The organism is Thalassolituus maritimus (assembly GCF_900156675.1).
GTDB lineage: Bacteria > Pseudomonadota > Gammaproteobacteria > Pseudomonadales > Oceanobacteraceae > Thalassolituus > Thalassolituus maritimus.
This window is the reverse complement of record NZ_FTOH01000005.1, coordinates 1-24,274: the sequence shown is the minus strand read 5'-3', so window position 1 is coordinate 24,274 and position 24,274 is coordinate 1. Positions and strand designations below refer to the sequence as shown.

The 24,274-nt window shown below is 52.5% G+C and carries 23 protein-coding genes; 15 read left to right on the top strand and 8 right to left on the bottom strand.

What is annotated here, in order from left to right; translation table 11 throughout:
• Positions 1–12: 12 nt before the first annotated feature.
• Both BW941_RS08725 and BW941_RS08720 read left to right on the top strand, forming a co-directional pair.
• The gene (locus BW941_RS08725; protein WP_068440066.1) at positions 13–447 is read left to right on the top strand and encodes an acyl-CoA thioesterase; all 435 of its coding nucleotides are present in this window, start codon (positions 13–15) and stop codon (positions 445–447) included.
• 1 nt (position 448) lies between these two features.
• On the top strand, positions 449–1,876 hold the full coding sequence (locus BW941_RS08720) for an aldehyde dehydrogenase family protein (RefSeq protein WP_076515244.1): 1,428 nt from the start codon (positions 449–451) through the stop codon (positions 1,874–1,876).
• 67 nt (positions 1,877–1,943) lie between these two features.
• On the opposite strand, the gene BW941_RS08715 is transcribed toward BW941_RS08720, so the two are convergent.
• Positions 1,944–2,153 carry a cold-shock protein gene (locus tag BW941_RS08715; protein WP_068440070.1) on the bottom strand — a complete coding sequence of 70 codons (210 nt, stop codon included), beginning with the start codon at positions 2,151–2,153 and terminating at the stop codon, positions 1,944–1,946.
• 299 nt (positions 2,154–2,452) lie between these two features.
• On the bottom strand, positions 2,453–3,292 hold the full coding sequence (locus BW941_RS08710; RefSeq protein ID WP_139325802.1) for an outer membrane protein assembly factor BamD: 840 nt from the start codon (positions 3,290–3,292) through the stop codon (positions 2,453–2,455).
• Between the two features lie 88 nt (positions 3,293–3,380).
• Here BW941_RS08710 and rluD point away from each other — a divergent pair, with 88 nt between their 5' ends.
• The 4 genes from rluD (at position 3,381) to ilvN (ending at position 7,689) form a co-directional block, all read left to right on the top strand.
• Positions 3,381–4,346, top strand: a complete 966-nt coding sequence (gene rluD, locus BW941_RS08705) for a 23S rRNA pseudouridine(1911/1915/1917) synthase RluD (RefSeq protein WP_068440073.1) — start codon at positions 3,381–3,383, stop codon at positions 4,344–4,346.
• Entirely contained in the window at positions 4,346–5,071 is a 726-nt protein-coding gene (pgeF, locus tag BW941_RS08700; protein WP_076515241.1) for a peptidoglycan editing factor PgeF, read from the top strand. The genes rluD and pgeF overlap by 1 nt, the downstream gene beginning before the upstream one ends.
• 399 nt (positions 5,072–5,470) lie before the next feature.
• Entirely contained in the window at positions 5,471–7,195 is a 1,725-nt protein-coding gene (locus BW941_RS08695; RefSeq protein ID WP_068440079.1) for an acetolactate synthase 3 large subunit, read from the top strand.
• A gap of 2 nt (positions 7,196–7,197) precedes the next feature.
• On the top strand, positions 7,198–7,689 hold the full coding sequence (gene ilvN, locus BW941_RS08690; protein ID WP_068440118.1) for an acetolactate synthase small subunit: 492 nt from the start codon (positions 7,198–7,200) through the stop codon (positions 7,687–7,689).
• A 328-nt stretch (positions 7,690–8,017) separates the two neighbouring features.
• Here ilvN and BW941_RS08685 read toward each other — a convergent pair whose 3' ends face one another.
• From BW941_RS08685 to cadR, 5 genes are all read right to left on the bottom strand, one after another.
• Positions 8,018–11,080, bottom strand: coding sequence for a Tn3 family transposase (locus tag BW941_RS08685; RefSeq protein WP_076515238.1), 3,063 nt, complete (start codon positions 11,078–11,080; stop codon positions 8,018–8,020).
• Positions 11,081–11,120: 40 nt separating this feature from the next.
• Complete coding sequence (locus BW941_RS08680; protein ID WP_068435048.1) at positions 11,121–11,429, bottom strand: type II toxin-antitoxin system RelE/ParE family toxin; 309 nt, start codon at positions 11,427–11,429, stop codon at positions 11,121–11,123.
• 15 nt (positions 11,430–11,444) lie between these two features.
• Positions 11,445–11,723 carry an arylsulfatase regulator gene (locus BW941_RS08675; protein ID WP_076515235.1) on the bottom strand — a complete coding sequence of 93 codons (279 nt, stop codon included), beginning with the start codon at positions 11,721–11,723 and terminating at the stop codon, positions 11,445–11,447.
• A gap of 26 nt (positions 11,724–11,749) precedes the next feature.
• Positions 11,750–12,010: a type II toxin-antitoxin system Phd/YefM family antitoxin gene (locus BW941_RS08670; RefSeq protein ID WP_068435052.1), complete on the bottom strand. Its 261-nt coding sequence runs from the start codon at positions 12,008–12,010 to the stop codon at positions 11,750–11,752.
• Between the two features lie 245 nt (positions 12,011–12,255).
• On the bottom strand, positions 12,256–12,660 hold the full coding sequence (cadR, locus tag BW941_RS08665; RefSeq protein WP_436286955.1) for a Cd(II)/Pb(II)-responsive transcriptional regulator: 405 nt from the start codon (positions 12,658–12,660) through the stop codon (positions 12,256–12,258).
• A gap of 215 nt (positions 12,661–12,875) precedes the next feature.
• On the opposite strand from cadR, the gene BW941_RS08660 reads away from it, so the two are divergent.
• The 8 genes from BW941_RS08660 (at position 12,876) to BW941_RS08625 (ending at position 21,750) form a co-directional block, all read left to right on the top strand.
• Positions 12,876–13,625, top strand: coding sequence for a cation efflux transmembrane domain-containing protein (locus BW941_RS08660; RefSeq protein ID WP_436286957.1), 750 nt, complete (start codon positions 12,876–12,878; stop codon positions 13,623–13,625).
• A gap of 91 nt (positions 13,626–13,716) precedes the next feature.
• On the top strand, positions 13,717–14,085 hold the full coding sequence (locus tag BW941_RS08655) for a hypothetical protein (protein WP_076515232.1): 369 nt from the start codon (positions 13,717–13,719) through the stop codon (positions 14,083–14,085).
• 81 nt (positions 14,086–14,166) lie between these two features.
• Positions 14,167–14,595, top strand: a complete 429-nt coding sequence (locus tag BW941_RS08650; RefSeq protein ID WP_008284410.1) for a hypothetical protein — start codon at positions 14,167–14,169, stop codon at positions 14,593–14,595.
• 17 nt (positions 14,596–14,612) lie between these two features.
• Positions 14,613–15,851 (top strand): TolC family protein, encoded by a 1,239-nt coding sequence (locus BW941_RS08645; protein ID WP_040814230.1) that lies wholly within the window; start codon positions 14,613–14,615, stop codon positions 15,849–15,851.
• Between the two features lie 15 nt (positions 15,852–15,866).
• Positions 15,867–17,216, top strand: coding sequence for an efflux RND transporter periplasmic adaptor subunit (locus BW941_RS08640; RefSeq protein WP_076515229.1), 1,350 nt, complete (start codon positions 15,867–15,869; stop codon positions 17,214–17,216).
• Positions 17,217–17,231: 15 nt separating this feature from the next.
• Positions 17,232–20,429 carry an efflux RND transporter permease subunit gene (locus BW941_RS08635; RefSeq protein ID WP_076515227.1) on the top strand — a complete coding sequence of 1,066 codons (3,198 nt, stop codon included), beginning with the start codon at positions 17,232–17,234 and terminating at the stop codon, positions 20,427–20,429.
• Positions 20,430–20,491: 62 nt separating this feature from the next.
• Positions 20,492–21,409: a cation diffusion facilitator family transporter gene (locus BW941_RS08630; protein ID WP_076515224.1), complete on the top strand. Its 918-nt coding sequence runs from the start codon at positions 20,492–20,494 to the stop codon at positions 21,407–21,409.
• A gap of 14 nt (positions 21,410–21,423) precedes the next feature.
• The gene (locus tag BW941_RS08625) at positions 21,424–21,750 is read left to right on the top strand and encodes a YnfA family protein (RefSeq protein WP_020743634.1); all 327 of its coding nucleotides are present in this window, start codon (positions 21,424–21,426) and stop codon (positions 21,748–21,750) included.
• A 16-nt stretch (positions 21,751–21,766) separates the two neighbouring features.
• On the opposite strand, the gene BW941_RS08620 is transcribed toward BW941_RS08625, so the two are convergent.
• Positions 21,767–22,792 (bottom strand): site-specific integrase, encoded by a 1,026-nt coding sequence (locus tag BW941_RS08620; RefSeq protein WP_076515222.1) that lies wholly within the window; start codon positions 22,790–22,792, stop codon positions 21,767–21,769.
• Here BW941_RS08620 and BW941_RS08615 point away from each other — a divergent pair.
• The gene (locus BW941_RS08615) at positions 22,787–24,046 is read left to right on the top strand and encodes a DNA-binding protein (RefSeq protein ID WP_245820078.1); all 1,260 of its coding nucleotides are present in this window, start codon (positions 22,787–22,789) and stop codon (positions 24,044–24,046) included. The genes BW941_RS08620 and BW941_RS08615 overlap by 6 nt on opposite strands.
• Positions 24,047–24,274 lie beyond the last annotated feature (228 nt).

Here is a 24,274-nt window from a genome sequence, read left to right as displayed (position 1 = left end):
AAAGGATGACCCATGAGCAGTGAAAAACCGCTGTCACGCAGTGACTATAAAAAGTTCGTCCCCATTACTACCCGCTGGATGGATAACGATATCTACGGCCACGTTAACAACGTGACTTACTATTCTTATTTTGATTCGGCAGTTAACCGCCATTTAATCGAAGAGGGTGGGCTGGATATTCATGATGCGCCGATTGTTGGTTTCGTGGTCAATTCACATTGTAATTACCTTGCCCCGATTGCCTACCCAGACGCCATCGAAGTTGGCCTGAGAGTCAACAAGCTGGGCAACAGCTCAGTGACCTATGGTGTCGCTATCTTCAAAGAAGGCGAAGATCAGGCCTGTGCCTTTGGCGACTTTATTCACGTATTTGTGGAACGCGCGGCCAATAAATCCGTCCCAATTCCTGAACCGATACGAAATGCACTCTCGCAACTGGTGATCTGACATGAGTAAGACCTATCCCTACTATCTCGCAGGCGAAGCGGTATACGCCAATACAGACCTGAAAGTTACCGATAAATACAGCGGAGAAGTCGCTTACGAAGTGCCACTGGCGACGCCGGATGTTCTGGATGAAGCCATTGCAGCGGCCGAAGGCGCAGCCGAAGCGATGCGTAAAATGACGGTTTATGAACGTCAGGCTGTTCTTGAGCATTGTGTGAAACGCTTTACCGAGCGCGCTGACGAACTGGCCGAAGCCTTGTGTATTGAAGCCGGTAAACCGATTAACGATGCGAAAGGCGAAGTAGGTCGCTTAATCGACACCTTTAAAATCGCGGCGGAAGAAACACCGCGTATGCTGGGCGAGACTCTGCCATTGGATATCAGTCCGCGCGCCAAAGGCTATCGTGGTATGACTCAGCGCGTGCCTATCGGCCCGTGCGCATTTATCAGCCCGTTTAACTTCCCGTTGAACCTGGCTGCACATAAAGTCGCGCCGGCGATTGCGGCGGGTTGCCCGTTCGTATTGAAACCAGCCAGCATGACGCCGATTGGCGCTCTGGTGATTGGTGAAATTCTCGCAGAAACGGATCTCCCTAAAGGGGCGTTTTCTATTCTGCCGTGTCGCCGTGACAGTGCCGATATGCTTACCGAAGACGACCGCCTGAAGCTTCTGAGCTTTACCGGTTCTCCTGAAGTTGGCTGGGCGCTGAAAGCTCGTGCTGGTAAAAAGCCGGTCGTGCTGGAACTCGGTGGCAACGCTGCGTGTGTTGTCGATAACGACTGGGATCTCGATGATGCGGTTGCCCGTGTCATCATCGGTGCCTTCTACCAGTCAGGTCAGAGCTGCATCGGTGTTCAGCGTTTATATGTTCACAGTGATGTCTATGACACATTCAAAGAAAAGCTGCTGACTAAAACCAAAGCACTGAAAAGCGGTGACCCGAAAGATCCGGGAACCTTTATTGGTCCGATGATTTCTGAAGGCGAAGCGGAACGTCTGCATGGCTGGATTAAAGACGCTCTGGATCGCGGTGCGACCTTACTGTGTGGTGGTGAGCGTGACGGCAATATGCTGCAGGCCTCTCTGCTGGAAAACGTACCAGCGGATTGCGAACTCAGCGCGGAAGAAGCGTTTGGGCCAGTGGCTATTTTAGAGCCGTTTGATGATTACGACGCTGTTCTGAAAAAAGTAAACGACAGCCGTTACGGTCTGCAGGCGGGTATCTTCACCCGTGATCTGTATAAAGCACAGAAAGCTTGGGACGAACTGGAAGTCGGTGGTGTCGTGATTGGTGATGTGCCGAGCTGGCGCGTCGACCATATGCCATACGGCGGTGTAAAAGACTCAGGCATTGGCCGGGAGGGCATTCGCTATGCTCTTGAAGATATGACAGAGTTGCGCCTGATGGTAGTGCGCACGCCGCAGTAACGGAAATGCAGACCAAAAAAAGCGCAGTCGGTTTCCCGACTGCGCTTTTTTATGCATCACGTTCTGATTACAGAGCGACGATGTTCTCAGCCTGAGGGCCTTTCTGACCTTGAGTTACAGTGAACTCAACACGCTGGCCTTCAGCCAGAGTTTTAAAGCCAGAACCGGTGATCGCGCTGAAGTGAGCGAAAACGTCAGGGCCAGATTCCTGCTCGATGAAGCCGAAACCTTTAGATTCGTTGAACCATTTTACTGTGCCAGTTGTTTTATCAGACATAATTTGTACCTTTCGGATTGTATTCAGTGGTGTCCCGCATGACACAAAGCCACACTGAGGACGATAAAGCATGAAATAAGGCTGAACTTAGAAACTACAAACCGAGGTATTACAGCTAACTGACATCGAGATGGAGTATTTAGACAGGAGACTTTCTTTCTTGCCAGATGGACTATGGGCTTGGTTCGGCTGTCTGTCAATATTTATCGGCGAAACAGCACGTTTGGGTAACAAAAAATTCATTTTTCCTGCCAGCCGGGCGGGTCAGAGGGCTGGCAGGGTGAAAATCAGGGGGCTGATCAGTCGATCAGGCCAAAGCTGATGATGTTCCAGAAGCTGCGACGGTCGACATCTGCCAGTCCACTTTCTTCCAGCTGGCCATCCACCAGTTGTGGGTGATCCGGATAGTTCAGCTTCAACAGCGCCAGTGATTTCTCAGCCAGCTCGTCCATTTCCAGCAGCTGGTAAGCCTCCGTCATGATCGCCAGCGCGTCTTTAACATACGGCGTCTTCTGGTAGTGGATCAGAACTTCTTCACAGCGGTTTGCCGCAGCAAGATAAGCATGACGCTTCATATAATACTTAGCGACGTTGATCTGATAGCTGGCCAGACGCTCACGCAGGTAAACCATGCGGGCACGCGCATCGGCGTTGTATTCGCTGTCAGGGAAGCGGCGCAGCAACTCAGAGAAATACGCGAATGAATCCTGCAGGGGCACCGGGTTACGGTACTCTGTTTCATCACTCAGGTAGCGCTCGACAAAGGCAAAACCCAGCTCGTAGGTTGCCAGGCCGCGCATATAGTAAGCGTAATCAACTTTCGGGTGTTGCGGGTGAAGACGGATAAAGCGCTCAGATTTGGCCAGAACACCTTCCATGTCTGACATTTTGAAGCTGACGTAAATCAGCTCAAGCTGAGCTTGCTCTGCGTACTGGCCGAACGGGTACTCGCTTTCGAGTCGCTTCAGGCGGTCTTCCGCGATCAGCATGTTATCGTCGTCGATGGCCTCGCGGGCTTCTTCGTAGTACTCGGCTTCGGTACGTACTTCACGTTCAGGGTTCGAAGAGCAGGCGCTCAGGCCGGCTGAAAGAAAAGACGCTGTGATCAGTGCCAACAGGATGGACTTTATGGAGTGCATTCTCATACATCTATATAATTTCGCGATACGCCGTATTAGAACACACCTGCGCGTCATCATCATCCGTCGCGCACATTAAAGGTTTCCTATGTCTGACCAGATAGACCACACCATTGAAGTTCCCTATGAAGAGGGCAACAAACGCCTTGATCAGGTGGCCGCCAAGCTGTTCCCTGATTACTCACGCTCGCGCCTGCAGCAATGGATCAAAGATGGCCAGCTGCTGGTGAACGGCAAATCTGTCCGGGGGCGCGATAAGGTGGTTGGTGGTGAGACCCTGACCTTAACCGCCGAGCTGGAGGCTGAGGGCGAATGGGAGCCAGAAGATATCCCGCTGGATATCGTCTACGAGGATGATGACATTCTGGTACTGAACAAACCGACCAACCTCGTTGTTCACCCAGCGGCGGGTAATCGCACCGGCACCTTACTCAACGGTTTGCTTTTTCACTGCCCTGATCTGATCAATATTCCGCGCGCGGGCATTGTTCATCGTCTTGATAAGGACACTACGGGCCTGATGGTGGTCGCCAAGACATTACAGGCGCAGACGCACTTAGTCGCTCAGCTGCAGGACCGCAGCATGGGGCGTGAGTACGAGGCAGTAGTGCAGGGGCACATGGTGGCGGGTGGTACGGTCGACGAGCCGATTGGCCGCCACGGCACGCAGCGCACCAAGATGGCCGTTAGCCCCATGGGTAAAGAAGCGGTCACTCACTATCGTGTCTTGCATAAGTTTCCATCGCATACCTATATTCGCTGCAAGCTGGAAACTGGCCGCACGCACCAGATTCGTGTGCACATGTCGCACATCAGCCATCCTCTCGTTGGTGATGCGACGTACGCTGCCCGCACCCGATTAAAGAAAGGCGTCAGCCCAGAATTACGCGAAATGCTGGCGAAATTTCCACGACAGGCACTTCATGCAAAAGCCCTGACGCTGATTCACCCGCGTACCGAAGAAATCATGGAATGGGAAATCGAACTCCCGGATGATTTTGTTGAACTGCTGAATACACTGGCCGACGACGAAGCCCTGCAGGACGACTATTAATGATCGACCTGCACCAACCCGAGTGGTCATTGCCGGAAGGCGTTTACGCTTACTATTCGGGTCGGCGCGGCGGCGTTTCGTTAGCGCCGTATAACGGCTTTAACCTTGGCGATCATGTGGGTGACTTATCCGAATCCGTGGCCGCTAATCGAGCGACGCTACTCGATGCTTTACCCGGCGTTTCCGGCATCCAGTGGCTGAAGCAGGTGCACGGTGTTGAGGTATTTCAGGCAACCGCTGACTCACTCAGAATAATTCCAGAAGCCGATGCGGCTGCCACCACAGAAGCAGGTATCGCCTGCGCTGTGATGACGGCCGACTGTCTGCCTGTGTTGTTCTGTGATCAGAGCGGCGACAAGATCGCGGCTGCCCATGCTGGTTGGCGTGGCCTGGCTTCGGGCGTCTTGCTCAACACTCTTAAAGAGTTCTCTGATGTGTCTCAGGTAAGTGCTTACTTATGCCCGGCGATCGGGTTTGAAGCCTTCGAAGTTGGCCCTGAAGTTAAAGGAGCCTTTCCCGATGCGCCTGAAACCTGCTTCCGCAACGGAGAGGGAGATCGCTGGTATGCAGATCTTTTTGAGCTGGCTCGTTGGCAGCTCATCCGTGCGGGCATTGGCAGTGTGCACGGAGGAGGGATCTGCACTTTCGAAGACGAAAGTGGGTATTTTTCTTATCGTCGTGATGGTGTCACCGGCCGTCAAGTCAGCCTGATCTGGAAAGCGTAAAACCTGCCCCGTTTTCAGACTGGATAATACCGTTGCTGAAACCTTACTGAATACAGTGATAAAAACCGGCCTGAGCCTTGATTTTACAGGGGTTTGGTGGTTCACACATTGATCAAGTACTGATAGAATAAACGCCATAAATGACAGCTCACCCAATGCTACACACCCGGAGCGCGGTGATTGTCATACATGGCCTTTGATGCGGTTACCCTCCGTGTCCGGCCCTGACCCCGGTTTCCTGGACCAGGCACCCGGTATCTGATGACGAACTAAGAGTGACTCATCCAGCCTTTTAAGGGATTGCCCCAACGGTTCCGTTTGAGCTGTTGTTGGTGCAGACCCGACTCGAACATACGTAACTCGTGCTCAACGGTGAGCACAAGAACAGAGGATTTTACGGTGGAATTAATTTCCGGCGGAGACATGCTGGTTCGTGCACTTCACGAAGCAGGTGTTGAATACGTTTATGGTTATCCGGGCGGTTCGCTGCTTCACGTTTACGACTCGCTATACAAGCAGAGCGCAGTGAAGCACGTACTCGTCCGTCATGAGCAGGCCGCTGCTCATATGGCTGATGGTTATGCGCGCGCGACGGGTAAAGCGGGCGTGGTGATGGTTACTTCTGGTCCGGGCGCAACAAACACCATTACGGGTATTGCGACGGCCTTTACAGACTCCATCCCTATGGTCGTTATTTCTGGTCAGGTAATGAGCCACTTAGTGGGAGACGACGCCTTCCAGGAAACCGATATGCTGGGTGTATCGCGTCCTATCGTTAAGCACAGCTTTGCGGTTCGTCGTCCTGAAGACATTCCAGAGATCGTTGCTAAGGCGTTCTACATCGCCAACACCGGTCGCCCTGGTCCGGTTGTGATCGATATTCCGAAAGATATGACGATGCCGAACGAGCGTTACGAGTACGTCTATCCGAAGAAAATTAAAATGCGTTCCTACACGCCGCCACAGCGTGGTCACTCCGGTCAGATTAAAAAGGCCGTTGAGTTGCTGCTGGCTGCTAAGCGTCCGGTAATCTACTCCGGTGGTGGTGTCATCATTGATGGCAGCTCCGACAAACTGCGTGCGCTGGTTGATCGTCTGAACTTCCCATGCACTAACACCCTGATGGGTCTGGGTGCGTATCCGGGTACTGGCGAGCGCTTTATCGGCATGCTGGGCATGCACGGCTCTTACGAAGCCAACATGACCATGCACAACGCAGACGTTGTTATCTGTATTGGTGCGCGTTTTGACGACCGCGTAACCAATGCGACCAGCAAGTTCTGCCCGGATGCAAAAATCATCCACGTCGATATTGACCCATCATCAATCTCTAAAACCATTATCGCTGACGTGCCAATTGTTGGCCCGGTAGGTGCGGTTCTGGACGAAATGATGGCATTGCTCGACGAAGCCAACGAAACACCCGATGCAGAAGCACTGGAAACCTGGTGGAAACAGATCAACGAATGGCGTGAGCGTCATGGCGGTCGTTACGAGAAAAACGACAGCCAGCTGATGAAGCCGCAGGAAGTGATCGAAGCCATGTGGACTGCCACCAAAGGTGATGCCTTCATTACCTCTGACGTAGGTCAGCACCAGATGTTCGCGGCACAGTACTACAAGTTCGACAAGCCGAACCGTTGGATCAACTCCGGTGGTCTGGGCACCATGGGCTTTGGGTTCCCGGCGGCGATGGGCATCAAAATGAACTTCCCGGATGACATGGTGGTATGTGTTACTGGTGAAGGTTCGATTCAGATGAACATCCAGGAATTGTCGACCTGCTTACAGTACGGCATTCCGGTAAAAATTCTGTGTCTGAACAACGGCTCACTGGGCATGGTTCGCCAGTGGCAGGACATGAACTACGAAGGTCGTCACTCGCACTCCTACATGGAGTCACTGCCTGACTTCGTTAAGCTGGTAGAAGCTTACGGACACGTTGGCATTCGCGTGACCGACCGCGATCAGTTACCACAGGCGCTTGAAGACACCTTTGGTAAATACAATGACCGTCTGGTATTCCTCGACGTAGCAGTTGATGAAACCGAACACGTATATCCAATGCAGGTACCGACAGGTTCTATGCGCGATATGTGGCTGAGCAAGACGGAGCGTACCTGATCATGAGACATATTATTTCAATCCTGCTTGAAAACGAGCCGGGCGCGTTGTCCCGCGTTGTTGGATTGTTCGCCCAGCGTGGCTACAACATCGAAACCCTGACCGTGGCACCGACAGAAGACGAGACACTGTCTCGTCTTACCATGACTACCACAGGTGACGAACGCAAGATCGAACAGATCACCAAGCAGCTCAACAAACTGGTAGAAGTGGTTAAGCTCGTTGACCTGTCCGAAGGCCCGCACATTGAGCGCGAGCTGATGCTGATAAAAGTCAAAGCGATTGGTGCACAGCGTGCTGAAATCAAACGTACTGCCGATATCTTCCGCGGCCAGATCGTTGACGTCAGCCCAAGCGTTTACACCATCCAGCTGACTGGAACCAGTGACAAGCTCGAAGCCTTTATCGAATCCATCGGTGCTGGCTGCGTACTCGAAACCGTACGTACTGGTGTCTCTGGTATTGCACGTGGTGAGAAAGTACTGAGTCTGTGATTTTATATCAAACAGCAGAGTGGGCAGTGCCTACCAAGCAATAGCGACTCACATAAAGGGCCTTCGGGCCCTTTTTTGTTGGTCGGTTTTGTTGCCCCTACGCCTGAATATCATCACGTAGGGCAGATGCGCTTGCCCGTCTTTGGGGAGCGTAGTAACTTAACCCAATATCAAATCAGAACTTATGAACTTCGGATGAAGTAATTGAGTAAGCCACCGCCGAAGTAAAAGACGTGCGCGTTTTTCTTGAAGGGAAATTTGAGTTATGGAGGGGTCCTGTGGAAGAACCGACAAATTTGACAAGTTTGCATAAACGACCAATTTATCATCAATTCTGAGGCCCATCGTCACGCCAAAAATGCTGTTTCACATGATCCTCCAATATCCTTGCCATCGCGTCTACATCAATTTTCCCGCTGCTTTTCTTGAAGTTATACCGACCTGTAAATAACGTATGTGTCCAGGCAATCGGTGAAATCCGGATAAATTCATCGATGACCGCTTGAGGCGCGCCGTTGGCCAGCATCCTTTGGTACACGGCATTCAAGATCATGCTGTTGTAGGCCACGATACAGTTGGCGATTAACCTGGCAGCATGGGCACTGACCCGGTTTTCGACGATTCTTTTGCCTTGAAAGATGCCGTTATAAGTCTTCCGGATATTGCTCTGAAGCTGATGGTAGGCCTCTGTGCGATTACGGGCGCTTCGGATTGCTTTCCTGAGCTCCATATCGTCAATCAGATTGAGAACATGGATACTCTTGAAGATGGTATTATATTCAAACAGCGCGGCTTTGAGCCTGGCATAACGGGCATGTGAGTTGAGCTTACGGATGATATTGCTCTGGGTGTTCTCCTGCATGATGAGTGAAAGTAATACCCGCATGACACCTCGACGTTGTGAGCGGATACGATCAACATTGATCACGCCCTTGGGTTTGAGGATTCCGGTGTCATAGTCTAACGGTTCAGCGGTATAGATATCGTCAGCAGCGTCTCGCACATTTTTGATGCTGGGGACATAATCCACGTCGATGGAATCCAGCGTGACAAAATTCAGCTTGTTCAATGAATGGTTATCACCGGTCACCATGTGGATATCAATATCGGTTTTGTTGTTGTAGATCATATCGTACAGCGAATGTCCTTCGTACTCGTTCAGGCCGATATTTTTCGCATTAACTGCCACATAGTTGGCGAGCAGCGTGTAGAGTGAGATACCACGGCCTTTGCCAAGGTGCTTCCTGGAGTAACGGGATTGAATTGTACTGTCTGTGGTCGCAAATTTTTGTCCATCCGCATCCGCTAGTACTTTCTCATCCATCAAATTCCACTGATTAAATATGGGAAGCGAATGAATGTGGTTACTGACAATTTCATTGGCGGCGCATAGCGTATCCACCCGCACGAAATCCTCCCGCATTGCACGTAACTGGCTGATTTCCAGGTCAGACATATCAGCCATTTTCAATGTACCGAACCCAAACGCCTCTGATAACAAGCAGGCGTTGATCGCCAGAGGCAGCGGTTTTTTCCGCTTGGTGTAGCGATCTTTCATGTGGGTAAATGCGCTCCACATTCCAATCCGATCGCCGATGAACATGACAATACTGGCAATGTCCACCTTGGGCAGGTTTTTAAAGAACGCATCATCCAGCTTTTCAACACTGTCATAGAGCAAACTCCAGTGTTGTTGTCCGGTCTTGGTTTCTCGAACACTGAATCCATGATTATTATTCTCACGGATATTGTGAGTCGTTCGCTCCCAGGCGTTGTTCAGCTCCTGAAGCGCCTCCTCAAGTCGCTGATCACAGTAGATGGGTATCTTGGGATAACCAAACTCCGCCGCGATCTTCTCAACATCGTCTACCAGTGCGTCGTCCACCAGATCGGTATCGATATCACAGTAAGAGACACTGTCATTGCAATAGAGACGGCCACGGTCAATCTCATGATAAATTTTCTGGTAAACAAAGAACTCGAACAGGTACGGATCGATGTGCGTGTCATTCGGTTCCCGCTTCAAATATTGATTCATGTTTTTGGGGATGGTAAACCCCAGGTCATCACAAATTTTTAAATCCGATGGACTTTTCCCGCTGGCATAATGCGCTTTCAGTAGATTGATCAATTCGCCGATGTAGCTGTTTTCCTTGTAGTACTCCAGCTTGACTGTTGTAAATATCGGGCGAAGATACAGTGCAAATATGCGAGAAGATTTTCCATAGTACTCCCACAAGGCGGCTTTCTTATCGAAAGATTTGCCTTCCAGAAACTCTGCCATGGCTGAAAACTGCTCTTTGGGCAACATGCTGTAGGCTGCTTCATTCAGTTCATCCTGACTCATGTTGGGGTTTCGATTTGGGAACCACTTCAAAAACTTGGCCAGCTTGGGAAAGTCGGTCACCACCTTGGAGCTGTGCTCCATATGAGCCATTGAGGCGTAGGTCTTGCCGGCGTCCATAATGGCGCGGGTGTGATAGCAAAAACTAACGATCAGATTATCCATAATCTGTTGGTAGCGGTGGTAAACAAAGCACAAAGCATAGAGCCATTTTTGCGGTTTGCTCAGCCGACGTAAGCGGGATGCGGCATACTGTTCGGCAACATCGGCATAGTAGCGAACGGCATTCTTTGACAACCCCAGAGACGGAATAAAACCGTTCGCAAACTCGTACAACTCCTCAATCCGCAGGGTTTTGTCCACTTCCGATTTGACCGCCGTATACTGAAAGTCTTTTTGATCCGCGCGAATGATGTTGAGCGCCGTGATACCATCATCTCGCCGCACCAGCGTCATAAGCTGGCCACTGATTGATGACGGTATGGAAGAGATGGCGTTATTTAACCGCTGTTCCTCGGCGGCAAAGGCGCGGCTGAACATGTCCTGGAACGTTCGATAGGACGGAATGATTAAATTCTGGTGATCGAAAAACGCGAGCAACTGCCGGAAAGCACTGTGCCCTTTGGGGTAATAGCGTAATAACAGACCGATGTGGGATTCTATTTCAGCTCTAAATTGAGGCGACCAGCTTCGGTAGTCGAAAAGTGACAGTATCGCCTGGCGTTGCTTACGCGAATATTCACGAGAGAGGTTTCCGGTGAACTGTGCCGCATCTGCACCGTTGTAATAGGTTGCAACGATATATTCAACATCGGCACTGACCTCATCGAGCGAATAGTTAAAAAACTGCTGCTTGGCCTTGAAATAACCCAATTGCAGGATGAAGTGGATACGGGTCTGGGTATTGCGAAACTGCTCAAGCGCGGCGCGTTCTGTCGGACTTAATGAAAAATACAGGCTTTGTTCATGGGTATTGAATTCTGGGCGAGCATATAACTCTTCGACTTCCGTGCTGGATAACAGCTGAATACGTTCGATATTTTCCATAGCGAGTGCCGATTCAATGCGGCCCGATCGTCAGCCACATTTAAATCACCTCGCGCCCATCCAGGTGATTCACTGGCACCATCCGCTTGTGCAGGACACCAAACACCACCAACTGCTGCGCATGAACCACGTAATAAATGACATGACTGATGTGGGGGAAGCTCAACACGTCCTCCCCTACATCCGGCCTGGGCTTTCCCAGGGACGGGGTTTCAGCCAGCAGGTGAAGGGTTTGTCGGAGTTCGAACAGGTATTTCTTCGACTGCGCTTCTCCCCATCGGTCTAGGGTAAAACGACGAATGTCGATAAGATCGGATTGAGCATCCGGGGTTAAGCGGTAATTTGACATGGCGTATTGGCGGGACTAATGATCCTTGGGAACATCGACAATGCCATCGGCGATCCCCTGTGCCAGCATTTCCATGAGTTTGGCAAAACGATAAAAGCCATCGTATTGCTGACAGATGTAATCCATTTGGATGTGAGAGGTGCTATCCATCACCCGTTTGAACACATCCATGTAGTCGTAGCAGGTTTGCAATAATTGCTCATCCCCGGCTTCGGTAAGAGGAAACCGGAGGGCGTGGTCATGGATGATCTTTACCATCTGAAGTTGTTCTGCATTCAGCTCGACAGCAGACATTTTTCTTCCCCCAGAAATTTTATCGTCTAGTCGTGGTGACCTGATTCCAAATCATTAAAAAATGCTTCACCATCAACGGTGTTACCTGCTTTGATATCAGCTTTGGTCTGAGTGGCCCTCGACTGCAACAATCTCAGCTTGAGCGCTTTAATGCTCTCGTACTCATCCATTGAGATAACCACAGCAACCGGTTTTCCGTTTTTATTGATCTGGATTGGCGCACGTTGCGCTTTTAGCAGCAGGTCACCAAACTGGGTTTTGGCTTCATTGGCAGAAAGTGTGTCCATGGTCTGGTACCTCACCAAATATCGTTCGATTCGTCCATAATATTCGAAACGAGCGATCTACGTCAATGCCTTGCCTCGCCTGTCTACACGGACATAGCCTCGAGCAGTTTCCCTGGAACTGGCCAGAAACTGCGCCATGAGCCCGACCTCAGTGAAAAATCGCCGAACAAGGTGGAATGGGATATCCAGGGTAGACGTGTGACTTCCAATGATCAGAAAACCAATGTTACCGCTTCGGATTCTGACTAGGTGGTCAGATTTTGCAGTATGCCGCACTGCTCCACCGTGCGATCGCTTGAGCAACTGCGGCGCAACGCTTTGAGTTGCCTACGCAATTGCGTCAGCTCGGCAATGCGGTCTTCCACTTGTTGAATATGGGCGTCCATCATCCGATTCACCTTATCACATTGCGCGCCAGGCGAGCGTTTGAGCGCCAATAGTTGACGGATTTCCTTCAAGCTGAGATCCAGACTGCGGCAGTGTTTAATGAACAGCAACAGGTCGACGGCCGCTTTGTCATACAAGCGAAAATTTCCCTCGGTGCGTTGGGTTGAGGGCAGCAGATTTTCTTTTTCATAATAACGGATCGTCTGTATTGAGCAGCCGGTAACGCTCGCCAATTCTCCTATTTTCATAACCACCAATTTCACTCTTGATTCTATAGTGACTATAGAATTTAAACTGCATAACCAGGAAAAAACAAGAGCGTTTTAATATGACTGAGCAATGCTGTGCTAGCTGTAACAGCGATGCACGAGACAACACACCACAGATTTCCGATGGCACAAGCGTCGTCCAAGGCGGCTATGTTAGCGAGTATCATGTCTCCAGGATGGACTGCCCTTCGGAGGAAGGCGTGATCCGCATGGCATTGGATAGTGTGGAACCCAAAGTAACGCTGGAATTTGATACCCCCAATCGCATAGTGCGTATCTTTCATGGGGATAATGCCGATGTGATTGAGGAACGGATGCACTCTGTTGGTTTGGGCGCTACGCTTGAAATCACATCACCCGTAGACAGTGATGCCATCGCCCAAGCACATGAAGATGCACAACAGGAGGCACAAAAAGAATCGGGTATTCTGAAATGGCTACTCGCCATCAACGGCATCATGTTTGTCATTGAAATCACCATCGGCTGGTGGGCGCAATCCACTGGCTTGATCGCCGATTCCCTGGACATGTTCGCTGATGCCGCCGTTTATGGCGTGGCGCTCTATGCCGTTGGGCGCAGCACTCGGTTGAAACTGCGCTCGGCACATTTTTCTGGCTGGTTGCAACTGATGTTGGCGTTTGGCGCTTTGAGTGAAGTTGTGCGGCGGTTTATGTTTGGCAGCGAGCCAGCGTCCGTCCTGATGATGAGTATGGGCCTGGCTGCTTTGGCGGCCAATGTGTTGTGCCTTGTGCTGATCGCCAAAAGCAGGAATCGTGGAGCGCATATGAAAGCCAGCTGGATATTCTCCGCCAACGACGTGATTGCCAATCTGGGGGTTATCCTGGCTGGTGGCCTGGTCGCCTGGACCGGTTCCCGCTATCCGGATCTGGTGATTGGTCTCATTATTGGCGTCGTTGTCCTAAACGGTGCACGACGTATTTTGCAGCTGAAATCCTGACCGGAAACGGTTTTGGTGAACTTTTCTATAATATGATAGTCTATGGCAGCTAGTGTTTTGAACCTGACAACATAAGGGCTCCACATTTCACATGAACATCCGCCATCATTTAACTTGTCTACTGGCTCTACTGATTGCCCTGCAATCCGTGGCTGCCATGGCGGACGTTCACCAGCTTCATCAATTCGGGACGGAGCACTTGGAATTCGACCATTCGCACCAATCCAGTGCCACTGATACCCAAAACGACAATCTGCTCGCCAAGCAGACACCCGATCAGCCCGGACAGTCTGTATATGACTGCCACCATTGCTGCCATTGTCATGGCCACGGCTCTGTCGTTCTGACCGGAGCCGCTTCACACTTGGCCAATTTATTCTCAGAAAACGGACAAGCCGACTATCAGGCCAACCTCACCTCTGGTATTCCCCCCTCTCTGTTTCGCCCTCCAATCGCCTGATCGCGCCTCAAAAGCACGTCATCAGTCGCTGTAGACTTGGGTTACAGCGAACAATTGGTATTTATTTTAGGGTGAAACATCATGAAACAGATCGCTATTGGGCTCGCGCTGAGCCGAGCGCTTGTCAATTCCGCTCAGGCCGAAAACAGCTTGCCTGAAATTGAAGTCGTCAATACCGACAACCAACGCTGGCATTTCCGCCAGGTGACCGTGAACCATACCGCCGCGGAGCTGACCGTCTTCGGACGGATGGATGCTCACCTGCGCTACGGCCTTCCCCGAGGCCATGTAGACATCGCAGCCTGGTCTGCTGATAACGAATTGATTGCGGAAACAACCACTGATTACTCACCGCGCCTTCTCACCAGACGCGCATCACGCAAGGGCGGCGTGCGTTTTTCTGCAAAGCTCCCCGCCTTGCCTGGTGATACCGTAATAAAGGTCGCCTTTCACCGGGATGAACCCCAACAACGGCAAAATCCGGTGCACGACCAAACCGTCGCACGCTGAATTTCAGGAGCATCAATATGAGACGATTTGACTGGCCCAGACGGGCCTTGCTGGGCGCGTGCGTGCTTTTTCTGCCCATGTTTGCTTACGCAGAGACATCGAGTTGGAGCGCCTGGCTCGCCTCCCAGATACAACAACACCCCGAGGTGCTTGCCGCCCGCGAGCAATTGCTGGGCTCCAACGCCAGCGCCGATGCGCTGGAGCAGCCGCTTTACAACCCGGAGCTGTCCACCGATTTGGAGCGTAATGGAGAGGAAGACAACTACCGGGTCGGCGTTCAGCAGACCATCGACTGGTGGGACAGACGGGGTGCAAGACGGCAGCAGGCGGGCTTTATGCGAAGCGCCGCCGAAGCGCTGTACCAGCAACAAGTGTTGGACAAAACCGCCGAGGCGCTTGCCGCACTGGTGGAGTGGCATGCCGCCAACCGCGCCGCCGCCATTGCCCAAGCGCAACAGCAGCAACTTAACGCCTTGCTCGAACAGGTGGATAAGCGCCAGCAGGCAGGTGATCTGGGCAGCATCGATGCCGAACTCACCTTTCTGTCCCTGTCACAGCAGCTGGCTCAGGTTGCCGAGGCCGAAGCCGCGATACAGAAAGCCGAAATCCGGGTTCGCGAGCTGCTGCCCGCATGGGCGCCCACGCGAGGCGGCATTCCTGATGATTTCTGGCCCTCCCAGCCAGACTTGACCTCGGATCAGGAGTTACTGCAACACCCGGCCGTAGCCAGCGCCCACGCCCGCTGGCAGTCGCTGAAGGAGGAAGCTGAAGTGACACGGCGTACCGCCAAGGCGGAGCCCACCTTTGGCGTCAATTCCGGTCGTGATGGTGGAGAGAGCGTTGTCGGGCTGACCTTCTCCATCCCGTTGAATGTCCGCAACAACTTCAGCGCAGAAACTCGCGCCGCTGAACGCATAGCGCTGGAGGCCGAGGCTCGTTTTCAGGCTATCTACCGCAAGCAGCGCTTTGACTGGCAGGCTGCACAGGCCACCTGGCAGCGCTTTGAACAGCAATATCGCCGCTGGCAAGAGGTTGTTCAGGGTCGGGTCGAGAACAGCGCCGAACTGCTGAAACGGCAATGGCGCACGGGTGATCTGTCCACCACTAATTATCTGCTGGCCTTGAATCAACGCACCGAAAGCCTGCTGGCAGGCATTGAGCTGGAAAAGCAGACACGGCTTGCGCTCACCGAAGCACTTCAGCAATCGGGCCACCTGAACAACGCAACAAAGTCATCGACAGCGTCAACGAATTAAACAGGAATGATAAACATGAATAAAACACTGGTAGCCATTTTGGTGGCTGGTCTTGCGACCGCAACCGCCAGCCACGCCAAAGAATCTGAGTCTGAGCATGGGCAGGAAAAAGCGACAACGGCGGCACCCCATAGCGAACAGGATAATCATGACGATCATCGTGAGGAAAACCATAAAGAGCATGATGCGCATAAGCCTGACAGCGAGCACGGCCACGATGATCATGGCGACGAAAATCATGATGAACACAGTGCCCACGACGAGCACAACTCCGGCTCAGAACACGGGCATGAAGAGCATAGCGAGGGCGGTGACCACGATAATCATGGTGGGCATGGAGGTCACGAAGAAGCTACTTCTGCCTCACTGAACCCGGCGCAAATGACCCTGGCCGATATTCAGATCAACCCACTGACTCCCAGAAAGGTCGATTATCAGCTTTACGCACCGGGGGAGATCCTTTCCAACGGCTACACCAGTTACCGGGTATCGCCCCGGGTGCCCTCCGTGGTGCTGCGCCGCCATGTCGCCCTGGGCGATCACGTCGAACAGAGTCAGCCGCTGGTTACTCTGTTCAGTGAAACCGTGGCGCAAGCACAAGCCAATTACCGCACGGCTTGGCCTGAATGGCAGAGAGTACAGGAACTTGGGCGCAAAACCGTGGGTGAGCAGCGTTACATCACGGCCAAAACCAACCTAGAAGCGGCACGGGCGACGCTGCTGGCCTACGGCCTTTCCGCCTCGGACTTGCAAGCGTTGGTCGCTTCTCAGCAATCTGTTGCATTAGGGGAGTATACCCTGCATGCCGAGATTGACGGCGCGGTGCTTAGAGATGATTTCGAGCAGGGGCAGCGCATCGAGGCGGGCGCGCCCTTGATTGCGTTGGCCGATGAAAAGCAACTCTGGGTGGAGGCCCACCTGCCCGCCGATCTCTCCCTGACGCTGGGCGCGGGAACGCGGGCGGAAGTGGTGGCTGGGGATGTCCGTGTAAACGCCAAGGTCACTCAGGAGGCGCACACCATTGATCCCATCTCCCGTACCCGTACCGTGCGCCTGTTGGTCAATAACCCGGAACACCGCCTGCACCCTGGCCAGTTCGCCGAGGTGTATTTCCGATTCCAGACTAAAAGGCCCGTGCTAGCGGTACCCGAAACCGCACTGATGCGCGGCGCAGACGGAGATTGGACGGTGTTCGTGGAAGACCATCCTGGCGAATTCCAGCCAGTGGAGGTGGAGCTGGGTCGAGCGCTCGGGCCGCTACGTGAAATTAGCGGTGTCGGTCCGGGGGCTCGCATCGTCACTCAGGGCGCTTTCTTTGTTGCCTCTCAGATCGCCAAGGGCGGCTTTGACCCCCATAACCACTAAGCAGTAGGAGACCCCATGTTTAACCGAATTATCGATTGGGCGGTCATCAACCGATTGCTGGTGGTGATAGCCCTGATCACACTAACGGTCAGTGCCGTTTTTATTATTCCCAAACTGAATCTGGATGCTTTTCCGGATGTCACCAACGTGCAGGTGTCGGTCAATACCGAAGCACCGGGGCTGGCTGCCGAAGAGGTGGAACAGCTTATTACCTATCCCATCGAAGCCGTGATGTACGCCTTACCGGATGTGGAAGAGGTGCGCTCAATTTCCAAAACCGGCCTGTCCGGCGTTACCGTAGTCTTTAAAGAAGGCACCGATATTTATTTTGCCCGGCAACTGGTATTTGAACGGCTTCAGGCTGCCAAGGAGCTGATCCCCGATGGCGTCGGCACACCGGAAATGGGCCCGAATACTTCCGGCCTGGGTCAGGTCTATCAGTATCTGCTGGTGGCAGAACCCGATGCCGGTTTCGACGCCATGGCTTTGCGTAGCTTGAACGACTGGGTGGTGAAGCTGCTATTGATCCCGGCCGAGGGCGTGACCGATGTGCTCTCCTTTGGCGGTGAGGTGCGTCAGTACCAGGTTAACCTAAACCCGTCCCGACTGTTGGCCTACGAGCTGACCCAGGACGACGTCATGATGGCACTGGAGCGCAACAACACCAACGTCGGCGGTTGGTATATGAACCGGGGCCAGGAGCAACTGGTGATCCGGGGTACGGGTTGGCTGGATCATGGTGAGAAGGGCTTGGAACAGATCCGTCAGGTGCCACTGAAAACCGTGGACGGTACTACGATCACCGTGTCCGACGTGGCGCAAGTGGCCCTGGGCAGTGAGATCCGTCAGGGAGCGGTGACCATGACGCGCAAGAACGCCGACGACAAGGTGGAGAATCTCGGCGAGGTGGTGTCCGGCATCGTGCTCAAGCGCATGGGGGCCAACACCAAGGCCACCATTGATGGAGTCAATGCACGCATTGAGCGTATTAACCAGGCATTACCGGAAGGTGTTCGCTTCGAGGCATTTTACGATCAGGCGGATTTGATCACCCAGGCCGTACAGACCGTGGTCAATGCCCTGCTGCTGGCGTTTATTTTCATCGTCGTGATCCTTGCGCTATTCCTGATGAACCTGCGCGCCACCTTTCTGGTGTTGATGTCCATCCCGATATCTATTGGAATCGCTTTAATGGTGATGGCTTGGTTCGGATTGTCGGCCAATCTGATGTCGCTGGGGGGGATTGCGGTCGCCATTGGCATGTTGGTGGATGGCTCCGTAGTAATGGTGGAGAACATGTTTAAACATCTGACGCACCCGGATGCTGAACATGATACCCAGAGACAATCGCGGGTGGATTCCGATGACGTGGACCCTGTTGATGCGGCCCACGACCGTCATGGTATTGCCTTGCGCCTGCAGGAAGCCGGTAAGGAAGTCGCTCGCCCCATCTTTTTTGCCACGGCCATTATTCTGGTTGTCTTCATGCCACTGTTCAGCTTTGAAGGTGTCGAAGCCAAACTGTTTCAACCCATGGCCATCAGTATCATGCTCGCCATGCTCTCGGCGGTGTTGGTGGCCCTGATCATCGTGCCTGCACTAGCAACCTATCTCTTTCGCAGGGGGGTTCGCCAACGCGAGAGCTTTGTATTAAAGCCGCTCGATCTGCTCTATCGTAAAGGTTTAGCCTGGGCGATGGGACACAGCAAAGTGGTGGTGGGTGTCGCTGCCATTATGGTGGTAGCGGCCGCGTTGGTTCTGCCCCGCTTGGGTACCGAATTCGTGCCTGAACTGGAGGAGGGTACCATTAATCTGCGCGTCACCCTGGCGCCTTCTTCCAGTCTGGATACCGCGCTGGAAGTGGCCCCCAAACTGGAGGCCAAGTTGATGGAGTTCCCAGAGGTAACCTATGCACTGTCACGTATTGGCCGGGCTGAAATCGGCGGCGATCCTGAGCCGGTGAATAACATCGAGATCTATATTGGCCTTAAACCGGTGCCGGAATGGACCAGTGCAGACAACCGTTATGAACTCCAGTCATTGATGGAACAGAAACTGGAGCAACACCCAGGCTTACTGCTCAACTTCTCGCAACCCATCGCAACCCGTGTGGACGAGTTGCTCTCGGGCGTCAAAGCGCAGCTGGCCATCAAGTTGTTTGGTCCCGATCTTGCCGTGCTGGCCGAAAAGGGCCAGGCCATTGAGGCCGCAGTGAAAGAAATCGAAGGGGCGCGCGATGTGGCCATGGAGCAGATCGCCGGTGAATCTCAACTGGTGGTGAAGCCGAACCGCAGAGCTTTGTCCCGTTACGGTCTGGCCGTGGGCGACGTGATGGAGCTGGTACGCGAAGGGCTGGGAGGTGCCAGTGCCGGCCAGATCATCAATGGCAACGAGCGTTACGACATCTACGTGCGGCTCGCCGAGCGGTTTCGCGAAGACCGTGAAACCATTGCCGATCTGCGCTTACAGGCCCCGTCAGGTGCCTGGGTACGCCTAGGGGATGTGGCGGAAGTCAGTATCGCATCTGGACCACCGCAGGTACGTCGTGATGACGTGCAGCGTCGGGTTGTAATTCAGGCCAATGTTCAGGGACGGGACATGGGCAGCGTGGTTGCCGATATTCGTCAGGCGATTGTGGAGCAAGTGGACCTGCCCACCGGCTATTCCGTCGATATCGGTGGCCAGTTTGAAAACCAGCAGAGAGCGCAAAAGCGTTTAGCACTGGTGGTGCCGGTTTCGCTGGGATTAATTGCCTTGTTGCTTTATTTTGCCTTTGCCTCGGTTGGCCAGGCCATGCTGATTCTGGTGAATGTCCCGCTGGCGGTGATTGGTGGCGTGTTTTCACTCTGGATTTCCGGCCAGTATCTGTCGGTACCCAGCTCAGTGGGCTTCATCACCCTGTTCGGGGTCGCTGTACTGAATGGCGTTGTCATGGTGGAAAGCATCAATCAACGGATTGCGGACGGCCTTAAAGTATCGGATGCGGTGTTTGATGGAGCGGTTTCAAGGCTAAGGCCCGTGTTGATGACTGCTATTACCTCGGCACTGGGCCTGATCCCCATGCTGCTGTCGAATGGTGTCGGCGCAGAAATCCAAAAGCCTCTGGCGAGTGTGATCGTGGGCGGGTTGGTAACCGCTACGTTCTTGACGCTGTTTGTATTGCCGGTGCTGTTTGCCTGGTTTTCAAAAGGCAAGTTAAGCGACATGGCATAAACGTTGTGCCTGCCCTTATCGTTACGGTCAGGGCAGGTACATTTATTGTGTAAGGGTTGCTCATGCATCAACACGATCATTCACACCACAAAGATGAAAGTGCAAGCCGCATAGCAATGGCGTTCTTTCTTAACGTGGGCTTTACCATCATCGAATTCATCGGCGGCTGGCTCACCAACAGCACGGCTATCATGGCCGATGCGGTGCACGATCTGGGCGACAGTCTGTCCATTGGCAGCGCCTGGTTCCTGAACCGGCTGGGACGTAAATCCGCCGACACCGAATTCACCTATGGCTACCGGCGGTTGTCCCTGTTCGGCGCCCTGATCAACGGCCTGGTATTGATTGCCGGATCGCTGTGGGTATTAGGCGAAGCAATTCCCCGACTGGCCAATCCAGTGATGCCCGTCACCGAGGGCATGTTAGCGCTGGCGATTCTGGGCGTCACCGTCAACGGTATTGCTGCTTATCGCCTTAGCAAGGGAAATACGCTGAACGAAAAGGTATTGAACTGGCATTTATTGGAAGATGTGCTGGGGTGGGTGGCAGTGCTGATTATTTCAATCGTTTTGCAGTTTGCCGACTGGCCTATTCTCGACCCATTGTTATCGGTGGGGTTTACTCTCTTTATTCTGTTTAATGTGTGTCGGAATCTTTGGGGAACCGGCAAGCTTTTCTTTCAGGCTGTTCCAGATAAGGCGCTTCACGAGGAGATCCGGCGAACACTAATTGGCATTGATGGCATCAGCGGAATTCATCACCAACACCTCTGGTCCCTGGATGGTGAACAGCATGTACTGACGGCCCATATCGTAGTGGATCACGAGGGAGTTTTTGGTCCTGACGAATACTGCGCCATCAAACAATCCATTGCTATGGCGCTCGAACAATACCCGCTGGCTCACACCACAATTGAAATCGAGCTGACCGAAGAAGCTTGCCGGGATCAACCCGTGCCCAGCCAAACGGATCAGCACTAACAAGAGAACTTCGTATGTCCATACTTTCCACGCTCGGTTTGTTCATCATCACCGCTATTGCGGAAATAGTTGGCTGTTATCTTCCATACCTCTGGCTGAAGAAGTCGGCATCCGCATGGGTTTTGCTGCCGGCAGCGTTCAGCCTAGCGCTGTTTGCCTGGCTACTGTCTCTTCATCCAACCGCAGCGGGCCGGGTTTATGCGGCCTATGGCGGCGTCTATGTTTCGGTGGCCATACTGTGGTTGTGGGGTGTGGATGGGATTCGCCCGCATCTGTGGGATTTTGTAGGCGTGGCCATCACCTTGTTAGGGATGGGCATTATCATGTTTGCGCCGAGATGATTTCGATCCTGCGGATTTACTTTCCCTTTTTTAGGGATTCAGCGTTCAGCAACAAGCTCATTTTTTCCATCAGAATGATTGATGCGTTATTATTGAACTGCTGTCCTTCCTCAATGTACTCCCAAACGGTAGCATCACTTTTCCAGCCTCCTTGCTTTTTAATCAGTTCAAAGTCCACGCGCTCCCGTGCCGCCGAGGTAGAGAGGCCGCGACGAAAACTATGACTGCTTAAGTCGGGTGCAAAATCGAACTGGCAGGCCTTGCCCAAGGTTTTGAGAAGATCGTTTACCGCCCCTGGATTCAGCGCTCTTTCCTGAACATGGTCCCAGCGGTTGATGGGCCTGAAGAGGGGGCCCTCATTGATACCAGCTACTCTAATCCATGCTTCGATCGCTGTAGCCGGACAACAACTTTCAGCCCCAAAAGGTAAAGCACGAACCAACCCCGTTGATTGCTGATCGGTTTTGGAGCGAGGCAGCCGAATGATCAAGCCCTCAGGCTCCCACACCAGGTCCGTGACTTGTATTGCGAGCAACTCGCTGCGACGAAACGCCCCGAAGAAGCCCGTTAGCACCAGTGCGATATCCCGATACTTCTTCTTGCTATCTGGTAGTTGCTGGAGATGCTTTACCATCTGTGCGATGTGCTCCAGGCGCAGCGCCTTGGCTTTGCGTTTGGGTTGGCCGTGAGTGCGGCGGATGCCTTCCATCGTTTTGCGCACGAGAGGATCTTTTACTGGATCAGCGACTCCCTGGTAGTAGTGCCATTGGCCGATGGCCGTCAGGTGGAGATCCAGTGTCCGAGGGTTGAGAGATTCAGCTTTGATCAGTAGATAGCGCACGACAGTATCCCTGTCGGTAGGCAGTCGGCCACCCCATTTTTCGAATTGGCGAATGGCCGAGCGATACGCTTTGCGCGTGTTGTCAGAGGTGGCTGCCTGGAGATAGTGACGCAGCGCTTCGGATTCCCGATGGGCAATCTGATATGATCGCTCATTACGTAATGATAAGTCAGTGGTCAATTTGGGTGGTTTGCTGTGCATGAATCGAATTCCTATCGCGGTCGCTCAAAAGGCGGCTATGTACCGGCGTTACAAGTGAAAAAATTATGCCTGATTATCATAACCAACGATAATGGTCATTATCGTTGGTTAGAATTTGAAATTCAATCGTATTTGAAAAACATCAATATAATGTTATTTTACGTGTTACATAATACGTTATTAAATAATCTGAGAGGAATCCACATGGCCCGTGCCGGTGTCACTTACCACGACGTTGCCAAAGCCGCTGAAGCGATCAAAAGTCAGCGCCAAGAACCTACTGTAGACCGGGTGCGTGAACACCTCGGAACCGGCAGCAAAAGCACCATCGCACCACTGCTCAAACGTTGGCGATCAGATAACGGAGAGGCGGCCGATATCGGCGGGCTACCGAACGACTTAATCGAAGTGGTAAAGTCGCTGTATGAGCGGGTACAACAAATGGCCGACCATCGTATCGAGCAGGCCCGTCAGGAATTTGAAGGTTTCAATAACGAGCTTCGTAAAGAGTTGACCGATTCCAAAAACACAATCGCGCAGCTTACTGCTCGACAACAAGATCTTGAAAGCCAGATTGAGCGGCAAAACAAAGAAAAAGGTGAGGAAAAAAAGTTTCTGGAAGGTGCGCGTATCAGCCTGGTTAAAGCCGAGTCCCAACGAGACGAAGCGATTGCGAGGACTACTGAACTGAAGGGAAGCGTTGCTGAACTCAAGCAGGAAAACAAGGATATTCGAGAGCACTTTGAACACTATCAGCAGCGCACAGCGGAAGACCGTCAGCAGGAGCGCGAACAGTTTCGCACTGTTATTCAGGGATTAAAAGATCAGATTCGTGATCTGCAACACCGGCTCACCCAAGCCGAGTCCAAAGCGTCTGAGTTATTTGATGCTAATGCACAGTTACAAAGCAACGCCGGTAAACTTGAACAAGCCAATGCAACGCTAAACAGGGAGCTAAACGGAAAGATAGAAGATATCCAGGGTCTGAAGCGCGAGCTTGAAGACGCCGTGACGAAGTATCGGGATTCCCAGCATAAAAATGAACAAATGGCGGAAAACATGGCAGTGATCACCACCCAAAAAGCAGATGTGAGCAAGGAATTGGCTGTGTCAGCTCAAGTATTGGAGACCACCAAAGCCGAACTAAAAGCCTGCCAGGACAAGATTGCATTTCTGACTGACGAGAACAAGGTAATACTTCAGGAAAAGGCGATGATCCAGGGGCAGTTTAAGCAACTCCAGGGCTCGCTATGATCGTGTTAGAGCCAAACTTGTCAAATTTGTCGGTTCTTCCACAGAACCCCATGGAGGATTCTTCAATGCAATCAATAGGCTACCTAGGAAACCTCGAAAGAGTGTCCTAGGATAAATGCGCACGCACACTAATAAGCTAATGAAATGGACACCCCTCCCTTACACTGAAACTTCAGTTTCTTCGCGGGAGGTGGTTTATGGAACAGCTAAGAGTGATAGGAATCGACC

Excerpts from the sequence above, each read along its gene's own strand:
- BW941_RS08725 (WP_068440066.1), top strand. The coding sequence starts at position 13 with ATGAGCAGTGAAAAACCGCTGTCACGCAGTGACTATAAAAAGTTCGTC.
- BW941_RS08720 (WP_076515244.1), top strand. The coding sequence starts at position 449 with ATGAGTAAGACCTATCCCTACTATCTCGCAGGCGAAGCGGTATACGCC.
- BW941_RS08715 (WP_068440070.1), bottom strand. The coding sequence starts at position 2,153 with ATGTCTGATAAAACAACTGGCACAGTAAAATGGTTCAACGAATCTAAA.
- BW941_RS08710 (WP_139325802.1), bottom strand. The coding sequence starts at position 3,292 with ATGCACTCCATAAAGTCCATCCTGTTGGCACTGATCACAGCGTCTTTT.
- rluD (WP_068440073.1), top strand. The coding sequence starts at position 3,381 with ATGTCTGACCAGATAGACCACACCATTGAAGTTCCCTATGAAGAGGGC.
- pgeF (WP_076515241.1), top strand. The coding sequence starts at position 4,346 with ATGATCGACCTGCACCAACCCGAGTGGTCATTGCCGGAAGGCGTTTAC.
- ilvN (WP_068440118.1), top strand. The coding sequence starts at position 7,198 with ATGAGACATATTATTTCAATCCTGCTTGAAAACGAGCCGGGCGCGTTG.
- BW941_RS08685 (WP_076515238.1), bottom strand. The coding sequence starts at position 11,080 with ATGGAAAATATCGAACGTATTCAGCTGTTATCCAGCACGGAAGTCGAA.
- BW941_RS08680 (WP_068435048.1), bottom strand. The coding sequence starts at position 11,429 with ATGTCAAATTACCGCTTAACCCCGGATGCTCAATCCGATCTTATCGAC.
- BW941_RS08675 (WP_076515235.1), bottom strand. The coding sequence starts at position 11,723 with ATGTCTGCTGTCGAGCTGAATGCAGAACAACTTCAGATGGTAAAGATC.
- BW941_RS08670 (WP_068435052.1), bottom strand. The coding sequence starts at position 12,010 with ATGGACACACTTTCTGCCAATGAAGCCAAAACCCAGTTTGGTGACCTG.
- BW941_RS08660 (WP_436286957.1), top strand. The coding sequence starts at position 12,876 with ATGGCATTGGATAGTGTGGAACCCAAAGTAACGCTGGAATTTGATACC.
- BW941_RS08655 (WP_076515232.1), top strand. The coding sequence starts at position 13,717 with ATGAACATCCGCCATCATTTAACTTGTCTACTGGCTCTACTGATTGCC.
- BW941_RS08650 (WP_008284410.1), top strand. The coding sequence starts at position 14,167 with ATGAAACAGATCGCTATTGGGCTCGCGCTGAGCCGAGCGCTTGTCAAT.
- BW941_RS08645 (WP_040814230.1), top strand. The coding sequence starts at position 14,613 with ATGAGACGATTTGACTGGCCCAGACGGGCCTTGCTGGGCGCGTGCGTG.
- BW941_RS08640 (WP_076515229.1), top strand. The coding sequence starts at position 15,867 with ATGAATAAAACACTGGTAGCCATTTTGGTGGCTGGTCTTGCGACCGCA.
- BW941_RS08635 (WP_076515227.1), top strand. The coding sequence starts at position 17,232 with ATGTTTAACCGAATTATCGATTGGGCGGTCATCAACCGATTGCTGGTG.
- BW941_RS08630 (WP_076515224.1), top strand. The coding sequence starts at position 20,492 with ATGCATCAACACGATCATTCACACCACAAAGATGAAAGTGCAAGCCGC.
- BW941_RS08625 (WP_020743634.1), top strand. The coding sequence starts at position 21,424 with ATGTCCATACTTTCCACGCTCGGTTTGTTCATCATCACCGCTATTGCG.
- BW941_RS08620 (WP_076515222.1), bottom strand. The coding sequence starts at position 22,792 with ATGCACAGCAAACCACCCAAATTGACCACTGACTTATCATTACGTAAT.